This is a genomic window from Streptomyces sp. NPDC046866, assembly GCF_040704625.1.
Taxonomy (GTDB): Bacteria; Actinomycetota; Actinomycetes; order Streptomycetales; family Streptomycetaceae; genus Streptomyces.
In genome coordinates this window covers 39,244-52,624 of the sequence record NZ_JBEYXN010000003.1, presented here as the reverse complement: position 1 = coordinate 52,624, position 13,381 = coordinate 39,244, and the positions used below count along the sequence as shown (strand labels likewise).

Below are 13,381 nucleotides of genomic sequence, written 5' to 3'. Positions count from 1 at the left end.
TCCGCCCGGCCCCGCGCCTCAATCGCCGGCGGGGCTGAATCTGCCGCCCCCGCCCCGTGCGTCGGCGAAGCCGGCCTTCGAAGCCGAGGGCCGGCAACTCCAGCCCCGCCGGCGATTGAGGCGGGGGTGGGGCAGCGCCCCGAGGCGTCAGGACGGGCGGGTGGCGATGGCTACCGTGGCCCAGTGGTCCTCCGACGTGGCCGTGCGGGACCGGAGGCCGGCGGCAGCAAGGGCTTCGGCCGTGCGGGCGGCCTGGTGGGCGCTCGTCTCGATCAGCAGATGGCCGCCCGGCGCAAGCCACGGCAGGGCGCCCGCCGCGACCCGGCGGTGGACGTCCAGCCCGTCCTGCCCGCCGTCCAGCGAGACGAGCGGCTCGTGGTCGCGGGCCTCCCCCGGCAGCAGCGGGATCTCCCCCGTCGGCACGTACGGCGCGTTGACCACCAGCACGTCCACCCGCCCCCGCAGCCCCTCCGGCAACGCCTCGTACAGGTCGCCCTCGTGGACCCGGCCCCCGTACGGGGCCACGTTCAGCCGCGCGTACGCCAGCGCCGCCGGGTCGATGTCCGCCACGTGCAGCTCCACTCCGGCACCCAGCTGCGCCGCGACGGCCGCGCCGAGGGCGCCCACCCCGCAGCACAGGTCCAGCACCACCGCACCCGGCCGTCCGGCCGCCAGCGCCACCGCCTCGCGCACCAGGAACTCGGTGCGCCGGCGCGGTACGAACGCCCCCGCCCCCACCCGCACCCGCAGCCCGCAGAACTCCGCCCAGCCGACGACGTGTTCCAGCGGTTCGCCGCCGGCCCGGCGGGCCACCAGGGCCGCCAGGTGGGCGTCGTCCTCCGCGGCCGCGGCCAGCAGCTCCGCCTCCTCCTCCGCGAAGACGCAGCCCGCCGCGCGCAGCGCGTCCACCACCGATGTCATCGAAGCCATCCTCACGTGCTTTATGTTCGCGCAGGTCAGAACACGTCTGGGCACCAGGGGCGCCGGGCGGTCCGGAACACCGCGTCCGCCAGCTCCAGCGCGCCCGGCCGCTCCTCGGCCACCTCCCCGAGCGCGCCGAGCCGCACGGCGGACTCGTCGCCCAGGTAGAGGGAGCCGAGCGCGGAGGCGCCGAGGGTGAGGTCCGCGGGCTCGTCGGTGCGGGTGCAGGTGCCCTTGCCCGCGTCGAGCCGGTAGCGGCCGGCGGCCGGCCCGCCCGGGTCGGCGACGTCGAGGACGAGCGTGGCGGGCACCGCGTACGTCCGCGCGCCCAGCGCCCGTACGACGTCCAGCACCCGCACCCACAGGAAGTCCGCGGCCGTCACCAGGCGGGCCGCACGCGGGTCGGGCAGCAGCCGGGGCACCAGGTCGTCGGGGGCGCGGTAGCCGGTGCGCACCTTCAGCACCCAGTCGATGGAGCACAGGAAGTGCCACAGGGCGCGCTCGGCGGCCGGCGTGGCCGCGAGCAGCTCCTTGACCTGGAGCGTGTTCAGCGGGACCTTGGCGTCCGTCCAGTGGCCGTCGGCCGCGTACGCGACCAGTCCCTGCACCGCGCCGTCCGCCGACCGGTACACGGCCTGCATCGTGGGCCGGTACGGGCGGTACGAGGTCTCCTCCAGGCCCGTGGCCAGGTTCCACCAGCGCTGGTCGCGGCTGACCATGCCGTGGCGGACGGACCGCATCCGCTCGTGCAGCGCGGGGCCCACCCGGCGCGCCTCCGCGACGTCCACGAGGTCGATGCGGCCGCCGTCCCCGGGACCCGACCAGCGCGGGTCGAGTCCGGTGCGCGGGACGTCGATCTCCCATTCCGAGACGGATGCCGCGGGCCCGTACCCGTACCGCCCGTAGATCGGGTACTCGGCGGCTATCAGCGTGGACAGCACGTCGCCGCGGGCGGTGGAGGCGGCCAGTTCCGCGGCCATCATCCGGGTCAGCAGGCCCTGGCGGCGGTGCGTGGGCAGGACGGTGACGTTGGTCAGGGCGCTGGAGGGGACCGCGGCCCCGCCGGGCACCGTGACCTCCTGCCGGAAGGAGCGCAGGGTGGCCACGCAGGCGCCGGTGTCGGGGTCGAAGGCGCCGTGGGCGCGGGTGAGGTCGCTGTACCGGGCCCGCTGGGCGACGTCGGAGTCCGTCGGCGGAGCGGCGGTGAGGAAACCGGTGTTCACGGTCCCCAGCCAGGCGGGCAGTTCGGATTCGGCGATCGGCCGGACGACAGCGCTCATGGCCGGTCACGCTAACCGGCCCGCCCGCGCCGCGTCGCCGCATTTTCCCCCGCCTGCGCCCCGGGGCGGCACCGGGACCGGGCCCCGCTCACGCCAGCAGGTCGTCCACCTGGGCCTCGCCGTCCCGGTAGCGCCGGGTGATCTCCGCGGTGCAGTCGTCCACCGTGCGCTGCAGCTGCTGCCGGCGCCGCGAGACCTGCTGCTCGTACCCCACCAGGGCGGCCATCGCGTCGTGCAGTTCGCCGTCCGTGCGGGCGTCGAGGTCCGACAGCTCGACGTCGGACAGCATCTGCGCCGCCAACAGCCGGTACTCCTCGCTGTGCGGGGTGCCCAGCGTGACGTGCCGGGCGGAGGCGCTGCGGCTGCTCGGGGCGTCGGCGAGGATCTCCGAGAGCCGGTCCACCACCGGCGGTTCGGGAGCCGCCGGGGCCTCCGGGTCGCTGCGCCGGGCCAGTTCGGCCCGCAGGATGTCGATGCGGCCCTGCAGGAGTCTGCGGACGTAGCTCAGGTCGGCTTCGTCGCGCTGTGCGTCGCGGCGCAGCGCGCGCAGCTCCGGCAGCCCCAGGGCGGTGGCGGGCGTGGTCGGCGCCTGCTCGTCCGGGGTGCGCTGCGCGGGCGGGGCCGGCGCAGGTGGTGCAGCGGGTGCTGCCGGTGCGGGTGATACAGGTGCGGAGGTACCAGAAGGATGCATGTGACGTGTCCGTCCCCTCGACCGGTGCATGGGGTCTCTCCCGGCCCGTGGGGCCGGGGGGAAGCACCGCCTTCGTGCATCGTGCCACTCCCCGTGGCGCCGGGGCGCCCGGTGCCACCCGATCGGCCCTGGACACGTGCGCGCCTGGTACACAGGTGGTATGCGAGCAGTGGTGCAGAGGGTGGACGGCGCGCGCGTCGTCGTGGCCGGCGAGACCGTGGGCGAGATCGTCGGCGAGGGGCTGTGCGTCCTGGTGGGGGTGACCCACGACGACACACCGGAGAAGGCGGCGCAGCTGGCGCGCAAGCTGTGGTCGGTGCGGATCCTGGAGGCGGAGAAGTCGTGCAGCGACGTGAACGCGCCGCTGGTGGTGATCTCCCAGTTCACGCTGTACGGGGACGCCCGCAAGGGCCGCCGCCCCACCTGGAACGCGGCGGCGCCCGGCCCGGTCGCGGAGCCGCTGGTCGACGAGGTCGTCGCGCAGCTGCGGGCGCTCGGGGCGACGGTGGAGACGGGCCGGTTCGGGGCGGACATGCGCGTCTCGCTCACCAACCACGGCCCGTTCACCGTCATCGTCGAGGTCTAGCCCGTCACCGTGCGGCCGCGGGCCCGCCGCTCGGCCGCCGCGCCGCTAGGGCGCGACGACGACCTCCTGCGCGGCGGCCGTCGTCCCCGCCAGCAGCGGCGCGTCGACCGGGACGTTGCGCTTGACCAGCGCGAGGGCGATCGGGCCCAGCTCGTGGTGGCGGACCGCGGTGGTCACGAAGCCGAGCTGGCGGCCCTCCTCCCCGTCGGCGGCCAGCCGGACGGGCGCACCGTGCGGCGGCAGGTGCACCTCGGAGCCGTCCAGGTGCAGGAAGACCAGGCGGCGCGGCGGCTTCCCCAGGTTGTGGACGCGGGCCACCGTCTCCTGGCCGCGGTAGCAGCCCTTCTGCAGGTGCACGGCGGTGCCGATCCAGCCGAGCTCGTGCGGGATGGTGCGGTGGTCGGTCTCCAGGCCGAGCCGCGGCCGGTGCGCCTCGACGCGCAGGGCCTCGTACGCGAGGAGGCCGGCGGCCGGTCCGTGCGCGGCGGCGAAGGCCTCGAGCCCGGTGCGCGGCAGGAACACGTCGCGGCCGTGCGCGGTCTCCCGTACGACGTACTCCTCGGGCAGCTCGGCGATGGAGCCGGCCGGCAGGTGGACGACGGCGAAGTCGGCGGTGCGGTCGGCCACTTCCACGCGGTAGAAGAACTTCATCGACTCCAGGTAGGCGATCAGCGCCTCCTGGGTGCCGGGCTCGACGTGCGCCCAGACGGTCTCGCCGTCGTCGACGAGGTAGAGGGCGTGCTCGATGTGGCCGTTCGCGGAGAGGATCAGCGCCTCGGTGGCCTGCCCGGCCGGCAGTTCGGTCACGTGCTGGGTGATCAGCAGGTGCAGCCAGCTCAGCCGCTCCGGTCCGGTGACGGTGATGACCCCGCGGTGGGACAGGTCGACGAAGCCGCGGCCGTCGGCGAGGGCGCGCTGTTCGCCGTAGAGCTCTCCGTAGTGGGCGGCGACGCCCTCGTCACGGCCTTCGGCCTGCACGGCGCCGGGGAGGTTCAGCAAAGGGCTGGTCATGGGACCAAGCCTACGACCCGGCTATGCGGGGGCGTCACGGTGCTTGGCGGCGTCCTTGCGGCAGAGCCCGAAGATCGCGAAGTGCTTCATGTCGGTCTCGAAGCCGAAGGTGGCGCGGAGCTTCTCGGTGAACTCGGCGGCGATGTCCACGTCCGCCTCGATCACCTCCTGGCAGTCCCGGCAGACCAGGTGGATGTGGTGGTGCCGGTCGGCGAGGTGGTAGGTGGGGGCGCCGTGCCCGAGGTGGGCGTGCGAGACCAGCTTGAGCTCCTCCAGGAGCTCAAGCGTGCGGTAGACCGTGGAGATGTTGACCCCGGAGGCGGTCTTGCGGACGTGGGCGAGGATCTCGTCCGGCGTCGCGTGCTCCAGGGTGTCGACCGCTTCCAGCACGAGCTGGCGCTGCGGGGTCAGCCGGTATCCGCGCTGCCGCAGGTCGCTCTTCCAGTCGGCGCTCTCGGCGCTCTCGGGGCTCTGGGGGCTCACCACCCGGCCAGTGTATGCGGGCGGAGGGGACCCCGGGCCGGCCCGAGGTCCCCTTTCGACCGGATCCCGATCAGCGGAAGAAGGCGATGCCGTCGTCCGGCATGTCCGGGAGGTTGCGCGCCATCTCGGCGACCTCCTCGGGCGTGACGACCTTCTTCAGCTGGGCCGACATGTACGGGCGCAGCTCGACCTCCGGCGTGGCCTTCTCGCCGACCCACATCAGGTCGCTCTTGACGTAGCCGTACAGGCGCTTGCCGCCGCTGTACGGGCCGGAGGCGGCCGTGCGGGCGACGGCGTCGGTGGCCAGGTCGATCTGCGGCTTCTGGTCGGCGAGCTCGCCGTACCAGACCTCGATGACGCCCTGGTCGCGGACCATCACGACCTCGACCTTGCGGTCCTTGTCGATGCGCCAGTAGCCGGACTCGGACTCCAGCGGCCGCACCTTGTTGCCCTCGCTGTCGAGGACCCAGGTGCGGGAGGTGTACTCCAGGAAGTCCCGGCCGTCGTGGCTGAAGACGACTTCCTGGCCGAAGTTGCACTTCTCGTCACCGGGGAAGTCGAAGACGCCCGCGCCCTCCCAGGTGCCGAGGAGGAACGCGAGGGGGACGAGACCGGGGTTCAGGTCGGACGGGATCTGGATCATGAATGGCTGCTCAGGCGATCTGTGGGAGGGGGCTTGCGGGTCCGGGGGCGGCCGATCGGGGGATCAGCGCTGGCCCTGGTACAGCTTCTTCACGGCGAGGCCGGTGAAGGCGAGGACGCCGACGCAGACCAGGACCAGCAGGGAGGTGAAGACTGCCTCAAGCACGGGGTGCTCCTCGGAGGGTTTCGGTTGGCGGGTACGGCCGGTCCCCAAGCCTACTGGCCTGGGGGCCGCCGCACTCCGTGAGGTAGGCCGCACCCCGTCACGTCCCCCCGCCGCCCCCGCCCGCTCAGCCCAGCAGCTGGCTCTGCAGGATCGCCGTCTGGTGGAACGCGGTCACGGCCGCACCGCCCTCGCGGGCCTGGACGATCACGGCCTGCACATCCCCCGTCTGCAGGCAGCCGAGCCTGGTCCGCGCTACGCCGCCGACGGGCTTGGCCTCCTGGTACAGGCTGATGGTGCTGCTGCTCGGCGTGCCGCTGCCGGCGATGCCCTGCGGGGTTCCGGTGGGCGGCTGCTTGAGCTTGACCGCGCTCCAGGCCGGGTCCAGCTCCACGGCCGGGACACCACCCAGCCGTGTCGTCGCGTTGCAGCCGCCGAAGGTGTCCACGAAGCCCGAGGAATGGAATCTCAGCAGGTAGATGTGGGTGCGGGTGCCGTCCGGCATGATCCAACCGCGGCCGGCGATCTGCCGCAGCCCGTCCCACTCGAGGCTCTGCTTCATCGCCTCCCGAACGTCCGGCGCGTACTCGTCCAGGAAAGCCTCGGGAGTCACCCCTGCCGCTTTGTCCGCCTTGAACGCCGCATCCGGCCGGGCTCCGGCGGGGGCGGGCAGCAGAAGCTCTGCCAGCGCCTCGTAGTGCCGCAGCTCGCGGTTCACCGGGTCGGTGCCCACGGGCGCGCCGGCGGGCACTGCGGGCTTGGCCAGCTTCGGGTACGCCCAGCGGCCGTCGTTCCTGGTCGCGAGACCGGGCAGGTCCGTGCGGTCGGCTCGGGTGAGCCCGTAGGCAGTGGCGGCGCCGGCCGCGGCGAAGACGAGGACGGCAGCGGTCCAACGGAGGGCGGCGCGCAGCACACGGCGGTCCTCGGGGGCCGCCTGCTCGACGCCGGACACGGGGACGTCGATGTCCTGCGCGCTCATGCGGACTCCCCCGCGGACTTCAGGCGATTCAGTTGCCGCTCAAACAAGGTTGCCGCCTCCGTCGCCGAGAACTCCTTCGATCCGTACATCCTGAAGTTCACCAGGACGTCTCCCTGTACGGCCGCGCACTCGATGGAATCGATCTTCCCCCTCCGCTCGTCGCCCTCGGACCGCAGCACGCACTTGGCCTGCGGAAAACCGTCGATCTTCGGTGCTCCCCGGTCGTCGCCCATGAGATCCAGCAGCTTCTTGCCGAACTCGGCGAACGTCCCGGGCGCCTGGGGATCGGCCTGCACGAGATGGATCTCGGCAGCGACGGCGTCGAACCCGGGCCCGGTTCCCGACGCGTACCCCCGCCCGGCCGCAGCCTTGAGCTTCACGCCCGCCAGCGCCTTGTCCCGCTCCTCCCGCTCGGCTGCGGACAGACCGGTGCGGACCTCCTTGAAGCTCTGCACCGCTCGCTCCCCGACGACGGCGAAATCGTTGCCCTCGGAACCGAGGTCCGGGCCGAGCCTGTACCGCTCGGGCAGCGGCAGCAGCCTGCCCATGAGCGCATCGGTCTGCGCCGGACCGGGGGCCGGCTGGGGCGAGCCGGCGGGAGCGGGACCGGCGGCCACCCAGTACCGCGTTTCGGCGGTGCGGTCGGCGGCCTCCAGCCTGGCCGATGCCCAGAAGCCGGCACCTGCCAGCACGGCGAGAGCCCCTATGACCGCGACCGGGGCCACGGGCTTGCGCTTCACTTCGGCGATGACGTCCTGCTGCTCGTTCACAGCCGCTCCAGCTGCCGCTTGGCCAGGTCCACGACCTTGCTCTCGTCGATGTCGCCCCGGGTGTCGGCCCACGTGATGTCCACGACGATGTCGCCGCGGCGGACAAGGACACGGGCTTCCTTGACCGGGTGGTAGCCGGGTACCTCATGGGCTGCGGAGTCGACCCAGAGATGACCGAAGGCGGACGGGACGCCGGGCAGGTCCTTGCCGGGGTTGCCGGCCCGTTCCTTGCCGGACAGGTGGTCGTGGGAGTTCTGGAATCTCACGGCCCCGGCGCGTTCGTGGAACTGCAGCAACCGGATCTCCACGACATCGCGGTCTGCCTCGGACCAGCGCACGGTGGCTGTCCTGCGGACACCGTCGCGGATGCTGAGGCCCACGCCCCACTGCGGCTTCTCGTAGTAGTCCGCGGCGAAGCCGTCCACCGGCTGCGAGCCGTTGAAGTCCACCTTCGCGCCGGCGGGTGCCGTCAGGAGCAGCTTCGGCAGGTCCTCGTCCGCCTTGTGCCAGCGGTACGCATTGACGGACCGCAGGTTCGTCGATTCGTCCGCCGGTGGCTGCGCTGGGCGGCCGAGCGTCTGCTGGGCCAGTGGCGGAAGGGGTGTCGGCTTGCGGCCGTACTGGATCGCGTAGCCGGTGGCGGTGCCGGCGAGGACGCCGAGGGCGGCTCCGGCCGCGATCACGGCGAGGGTGCGGCGGCCCGGGCGGCGGCGGGCGGCCGGCTGCGGCGGATCCGGGTCCGGGGCGTGGGCCGGGGCCGGGCCCGCGTCTTCCCGCAGGCCGGCGGTGGTCTGTTCGTGTTCCAAGAAAGGTCCCCCCACAGGGCTGCGGGCACGGATGATCACCGTGCACAGCCTTGACCTCTACCGGAGGGGAGCGGTTGTGCGGAACCGTATGACGTTTCGGTACGGCCGGTATCAGTCCTCGCGGCGGCGTTTGCCGTCGAGCTCTTCCCACCACTCGTCGGACTTCGGGTCGCCCGTCGGATCGTCCCACCAGCGGTCGTCCGGGCCGCGGCGGTTCGCGACCATCGCGGCGACCGGCGGGATGACCATGGCGACGACGCACAGGGCCACGGCCGCCTCGACCGAGAACAGCCGCACGAAGGCCCAGGCGGACACGAACAGGAACAGGCATCCGCCCATGAGGACGAAGTAGGCGCGGCGCCGCCGGGCGTACATGCCTCCAGGGTAGGGCCGCGGGCGGACGGCGCGAAGGGCCGCACCCCGTTCCAGTGGCGTCCAACCCCCGGGGGTGCGGCCCTTCGGCCGGTTCGCGGTGCGCGGTGCGCGCGGTCGGCTCAGACCGCGATCGCCACGTCCGTCACGCCGCCGGCCTCGGCGACGACCACGGCGCGGTCGGCCTGGCCGCCCGGGACGAGCGCCCGCAGCGTCCACGAGCCGGTCGCGGCGTAGAAGCGGAACTGACCGGTCGCCGAGGTCGGGACCTCGGCGGTGAACTCGCCGGTCGAGTCGAGCAGCCGCACGTAGCCGCTGACGGGCTCGCCGTCACGGGTCACCTGGCCCTGGATGGCCGTCTCACCGGGCTTGAGCGTCGAGAGGTCGGGCCCGCCGATCTGTGCTCCACACATGTTCTCTGTCCTGTCCTAGAGGTCGTACTCGTCCTACGGGGCGTCGCGTGCCCGGGATTACTTGTTGGCGCCCAGCTCGATCGGCACGCCGACCAGGGAGCCGTACTCGGTCCAGGAGCCGTCGTAGTTCTTGACGTTCTCCTGGCCCAGCAGCTCGTGGAGCACGAACCACGTCAGCGCGGAGCGCTCGCCGATGCGGCAGTAGGCGATCGTGTCCTTCGCCAGGTCGACCTGCTCGTCCTCGTAGAGGGCCTTGAGCTCCTCGTCGGACTTGAAGGTGCCGTCGTCGTTGGCGTTCTTCGACCACGGGATGTTGCGGGCGCTGGGCACGTGGCCGGGGCGCTGCGACTGCTCCTGCGGCAGGTGGGCCGGGGCGAGGAGCTTGCCCGAGAACTCGTCGGGCGAGCGGACGTCGACCAGGTTCTGGGCGCCGATGGCGGCCACGACGTCGTCGCGGAAGGCGCGGATCGAGGTGTCCTGCGGCTTGGCCTTGTACTGGGTGGCCGGGCGGTTGGGGACCTCGGAGCCGTCGACCAGGTCGCGGGAGTCGAGCTCCCACTTCTTGCGGCCGCCGTCGAGGAGGCGGACGTCCTGGTGGCCGTAGAGCTTGAAGTACCAGTAGGCGTAGGACGCGAACCAGTTGTTGTTGCCTCCGTAGAGGACGACGGTGTCGTCGTTGGAGATGCCCTTGGCGGACAGGAGCTTCTCGAAGCCCTCCTGGTCGACGAAGTCGCGGCGCACCGGGTCCTGGAGGTCCTTCTTCCAGTCGATCCGGACGGCGTTCGCGATGTGGTTCTTGTCGTACGCGGCCGTGTCCTCGTCGACCTCGACGATGACGACGTTGGCGTCGTTCAGGTGGGCCTCGACCCAGTCGGCGTCAACGAGGACGTCGCTGCGGCTCATGGTTTTCTCCTCCGGGGCAGTGTGCGGCGGGGCGGTGCGGGCGCTCGCGGGAGTCGCCTGCGGGTGCTGCTGGTGCGTGCCGCGGGGCCGGCGCGCTCCCGGACGCACTGCGCGGGGAGGCGTCAGTGGGCAGGGGGGAGCGGCGGTGCTGCGGTCACGCGGGAAGGACGGTCGTCCGGCGGGTGGAGCGGATGCGCTCTCAGGTCACATGGATCGACAGAGCATGGCGGCGACGCGACACAGGTCTACTGCCCGTCGCTTCGTGAGGTCCGCCTGCTGATGCTTCATAGCCATGGATCGTAGGGACGAACCGCCCGCCCTGTCACCGGTGTGTCATATTCCGAGACAGGATCGTCCGGATTCTGGGATCGAAGGACTCCCGGGCGGCCGCCGCACGGCCCGCGGAGCCCGGCGTGCGGCATCCCTTCTGCGGATCGGACCGCGGCGTCTCACGATCCGGCCAGCGCCAGGTCCGTACCGCTCAGCTTCAGGTGGATGCCGGACTCGTCCGCGGTCAGTCCGGTCAGCTGGAGCCCGACCGGCAGGCCGTCGTCGAGCCGGCGGTCGAAGTCGGTCTTCTTGCGGACCGCGCCCTCGATCCCGGGGATGCCCTCGCCCGGCACCGCGTCCGCCCGCACGCGCACGATCTTGCCGCGGCCGCCCTTGCCCGCGGCGCCGCCCTGGCCCTCCCCCGCGTCCACGAGGGTGACGGTGGAGACCACGCTGCGCGTGAAGGTCTGCCCCAGCAGGTTCACCGAGGCGGTGACCTTCACCTTGTCCGGCGCCCCGCCGTAGGTCAGCTTCGCCCCGCTCTGCGAGGCCTCGGTCAGGTCCGGGTACGTGATGAGCGCGGAGCCCTCGGCGCGCTCGGCCGTGCCGCCGCTGTAGTCCCCGTTCAGCTTCACCCCGCGGAAGGTGGCGTCGAGCTGCGTCAGCCGCGTCTTGCGGCCGTCCGCGACGACGTCCACGCCCTTGAGCTTCAGGTCGACCCGGTCGAGGTCGTGGCTGAGCGCCTGGGTCAGGAACGGGAACCCGTGGATGTCGACCTCCGCGGAACCCGCCAGCCCCTGCCGGGCGCGTATTCGGTCGGCCAGCCGGTCCTCCGCGTACCCGACGGCGAAGCGGTCGGCCGCCACGAACAGACCGCCCAGCACCACTGCGATGATCACGACAGCGCGCAGGAAACGCACGTGCCTCTCCCCCCTGATAGACGGAACGTGCGTCCTAGTGGACCATGGTCCGCCGCCGCAGGGCGGGAGCCGGGGCCGCGAACCGGGCCGCCCGCGGGGGCCCTTGGCCCCCCGGCGGCCGTCAGCCCACCACCCGGCCGATCAGGTACACGGCAGGAGCGGCGGCCGCCAGCGGCAGCGCCACACCGGCGGTCATGTGCACGAACTTCGACGGATAGTCGTACGCCGCCACGCGCAGCCCGATCAGTGCGCACACACCGGCGGCCAGGCCGAGCAGCGCCCCGCCCATCCCGACGGAGGTCAGCCCGCCGACCGCGACGCCCGCTCCGGCGGCCGCGGCCAGCGAGACGCCGACCGACGCCGCGGGCGGCAGCGGGACGGCGCGCACGAACGCGGCGACCGCGACGGCGGCCGCTCCGACGGTGACGGCTGCGGAGTCCGCGGCGAGGTAGCCGGCGCAGGCGATGGCGAGGGCGGCGGAGGCCACGGAGGCCATCAGGCCGTACATCCGCTCGTCCGGGTCGGCCTGGCTGCGCAGCTGCAGCACCAGCGTGAGCAGCACCCACACGCCGAGGGTGCCGATGATCGCGCCGGGGCCGTACGGCTCGTCCACCGCGAACACGGCGGCGTCGGCGACGAGCGCGCCGAGGAAGGCGAGGGCGATGCCCTGGCGGGCGGGCCACATGCCGTTGAGCCGGAACCAGCCGGCCGCGGTGAGGCCCTGCAGGACGACCAGCGGCGCCAGCAGCGCGAGGTCGGCGACGGCCGCGGCGCCGGCGAGCAGCAGGCCGAGGACGGCGGTGAGTATGGCCGACTGCGGGCCCGGGTCGATGATCGGCGAGCGGCCCTCGGCGCGGGCCTGGGCCGGGTCGACGGCGCGCATGGTGTTCCCGCCGAGGGTGGGCGGCGAGTACTCGGGCGCCTCCTCGCGGACCGGCTGCGCGGCGGGGTCGGGGGAGGCGGCGGCCCGGTGGGCGTGCGGGGCGTGCGGGGTCTGCACGGGGTGCGGGACTTCCTCGGGAGCGGCCTGCGGCGGCAGGTAGGCGGTGGCCTGGGCCCAGTCGGGCGCGGGGGCGGCGGGAGCCGGAGCGGGGGCGGCCGGTGCCTCGTCGCGGAACCAGCCGTCGGGGGCCGCGCCGGGGCCGCCGGGGCCGGCCGGCGGGACCGGCGGCAGATAGGCGGTCTCGGCTGCGTCGAGGGGGCTCTCCTGCACGGGCGGGAGGTAGGCGGTCTCGGCGGTGCTCGAGGGCGCCTGCTGCACGGGCGGGAGGTACGCGGTCTCGGCGGCGCCCAGCGGGCCGCCGTCGTGCACCGGCGGGAGGTACGCCGTCTGCGCGGCCCAGTCCTGGACCGGGGCGGCCGCCGGAGCCGGGGCCGCCGGGGCCTCGTCGCGGAACCAGCCCTCGGGGGCGGCGGGGGCGGCGGGCGCCGGGAACTGCTGCGGGGGCCGGTGCAGCTGCTGCTGGTGCTGCGGCTGCGCGTCGGCGGGCCCGGGGTACGGCGGCAGGTAGGCGGTCTCGGCCCACTCCGCAGCCGCGGCCGGCCCGCGGCCAGGAGCCGGGGCTGGCGCCGGGGCCTCGTCCCGGAACCACCCCTCGGGCGCCGCGGACAGGCCGGACACCGCGCCGGGCGGCTGCTGGACCGGCTGCTGGACCGGCTGCTGGACCGGCTGGTGGACCGGCTGGTGGACCGGCTGGTAGCCGGTGTCCCAGGTGTCCGCCTGCCAGGTCTGCGTCCCGTACGGATCGGGATCCTGCGGCCCGTACCGCCGGGGCTGCTGTTCCTCGGGCATGCCGGGAGTGCCGGGAGTGCCGGGGCTGCCGGGAGTGCTGGGAGTGCTCACGGTGCTCCGCTCACCCGCCCGCGAACGGCGGGAGCACCTCGACGGTGCCCCCCTCGGTCAGCAGGACGGCATCGTGCGGGCGCTTGCCCACGGGCTCGTCGTTCACGAGGAAGGAGCAGCGCAGCAGGACCCGGCTCAGCTCCCCGGGGTGGCGTTCCCGCACGGCGTCGAGCGCCTCGGCCAGTGTCCGCGCCGAGTACGGCTCCTCCGCCGTGTGGGCCGCGGCCTTGGCCGCCGCCCAGTAGCGGATGGTTCCGGTTGCCACTGCAGCTCCTATCGTCGGCTCTCTACCGTCGGCCTCCATGATGACCCCTCCCGGCCGCGGGCC

Annotated in this window: 17 protein-coding genes; 1 reads left to right on the top strand and 16 read right to left on the bottom strand. The window is 73.6% G+C overall.

What is annotated here, in order from left to right; all coding sequences use genetic code 11:
- Positions 1-147: 147 nt before the first annotated feature.
- From AB0953_RS06165 to AB0953_RS06155, 3 genes are all read right to left on the bottom strand, one after another.
- Entirely contained in the window at positions 148-930 is a 783-nt protein-coding gene (locus tag AB0953_RS06165; RefSeq protein ID WP_366858239.1) for a putative protein N(5)-glutamine methyltransferase, read from the bottom strand.
- A 26-nt stretch (positions 931-956) separates the two neighbouring features.
- Positions 957-2,201, bottom strand: a complete 1,245-nt coding sequence (locus AB0953_RS06160) for a GNAT family N-acetyltransferase (protein ID WP_366858238.1) — start codon at positions 2,199-2,201, stop codon at positions 957-959.
- An 88-nt stretch (positions 2,202-2,289) separates the two neighbouring features.
- Entirely contained in the window at positions 2,290-2,892 is a 603-nt protein-coding gene (locus AB0953_RS06155; protein WP_366858237.1) for an AmfC protein, read from the bottom strand.
- Positions 2,893-3,052: 160 nt separating this feature from the next.
- Between AB0953_RS06155 and dtd the strand changes: the two genes are divergently transcribed.
- Positions 3,053-3,478, top strand: a complete 426-nt coding sequence (gene dtd, locus AB0953_RS06150) for a D-aminoacyl-tRNA deacylase (RefSeq protein ID WP_366858236.1) — start codon at positions 3,053-3,055, stop codon at positions 3,476-3,478.
- Positions 3,479-3,523: 45 nt separating this feature from the next.
- Here dtd and AB0953_RS06145 read toward each other — a convergent pair whose 3' ends face one another.
- The 13 genes from AB0953_RS06145 to AB0953_RS06085 all read right to left on the bottom strand — a co-directional run bounded on the left by AB0953_RS06145 (position 3,524) and on the right by AB0953_RS06085 (position 13,318).
- Positions 3,524-4,489, bottom strand: coding sequence for a folate-binding protein (locus AB0953_RS06145; protein ID WP_366858235.1), 966 nt, complete (start codon positions 4,487-4,489; stop codon positions 3,524-3,526).
- Positions 4,490-4,510: 21 nt separating this feature from the next.
- On the bottom strand, positions 4,511-4,975 hold the full coding sequence (locus tag AB0953_RS06140; protein ID WP_366858234.1) for a transcriptional repressor: 465 nt from the start codon (positions 4,973-4,975) through the stop codon (positions 4,511-4,513).
- Between the two features lie 67 nt (positions 4,976-5,042).
- Positions 5,043-5,615 (bottom strand): FABP family protein, encoded by a 573-nt coding sequence (locus tag AB0953_RS06135; RefSeq protein WP_366858233.1) that lies wholly within the window; start codon positions 5,613-5,615, stop codon positions 5,043-5,045.
- Positions 5,616-5,904: 289 nt separating this feature from the next.
- Complete coding sequence (locus AB0953_RS06130; protein ID WP_366858232.1) at positions 5,905-6,756, bottom strand: hypothetical protein; 852 nt, start codon at positions 6,754-6,756, stop codon at positions 5,905-5,907.
- Positions 6,753-7,526 carry a hypothetical protein gene (locus AB0953_RS06125; protein WP_366858231.1) on the bottom strand — a complete coding sequence of 258 codons (774 nt, stop codon included), beginning with the start codon at positions 7,524-7,526 and terminating at the stop codon, positions 6,753-6,755. The genes AB0953_RS06130 and AB0953_RS06125 overlap by 4 nt, the downstream gene beginning before the upstream one ends.
- A complete protein-coding gene (locus tag AB0953_RS06120; protein WP_366858230.1) occupies positions 7,523-8,332 on the bottom strand; it encodes a hypothetical protein in 810 nt (269 codons plus the stop codon). The genes AB0953_RS06125 and AB0953_RS06120 overlap by 4 nt, the downstream gene beginning before the upstream one ends.
- Before the next feature lie 111 nt (positions 8,333-8,443).
- Positions 8,444-8,707, bottom strand: coding sequence for a DUF3099 domain-containing protein (locus AB0953_RS06115; protein WP_366858229.1), 264 nt, complete (start codon positions 8,705-8,707; stop codon positions 8,444-8,446).
- Between the two features lie 119 nt (positions 8,708-8,826).
- Positions 8,827-9,117 carry a DUF1416 domain-containing protein gene (locus AB0953_RS06110; protein ID WP_366858228.1) on the bottom strand — a complete coding sequence of 97 codons (291 nt, stop codon included), beginning with the start codon at positions 9,115-9,117 and terminating at the stop codon, positions 8,827-8,829.
- A gap of 57 nt (positions 9,118-9,174) precedes the next feature.
- Complete coding sequence (locus AB0953_RS06105; RefSeq protein WP_366858227.1) at positions 9,175-10,020, bottom strand: sulfurtransferase; 846 nt, start codon at positions 10,018-10,020, stop codon at positions 9,175-9,177.
- Positions 10,021-10,224: 204 nt separating this feature from the next.
- Positions 10,225-10,308, bottom strand: coding sequence for a putative leader peptide (locus tag AB0953_RS06100; RefSeq protein WP_350206375.1), 84 nt, complete (start codon positions 10,306-10,308; stop codon positions 10,225-10,227).
- Positions 10,309-10,469: 161 nt separating this feature from the next.
- Positions 10,470-11,189, bottom strand: coding sequence for a DUF2993 domain-containing protein (locus AB0953_RS06095; RefSeq protein ID WP_366858226.1), 720 nt, complete (start codon positions 11,187-11,189; stop codon positions 10,470-10,472).
- Between the two features lie 142 nt (positions 11,190-11,331).
- Positions 11,332-13,053, bottom strand: coding sequence for a hypothetical protein (locus AB0953_RS06090; protein WP_366858225.1), 1,722 nt, complete (start codon positions 13,051-13,053; stop codon positions 11,332-11,334).
- Positions 13,054-13,063: 10 nt separating this feature from the next.
- A complete protein-coding gene (locus tag AB0953_RS06085; protein ID WP_366858224.1) occupies positions 13,064-13,318 on the bottom strand; it encodes a MoaD/ThiS family protein in 255 nt (84 codons plus the stop codon).
- Positions 13,319-13,381 lie beyond the last annotated feature (63 nt).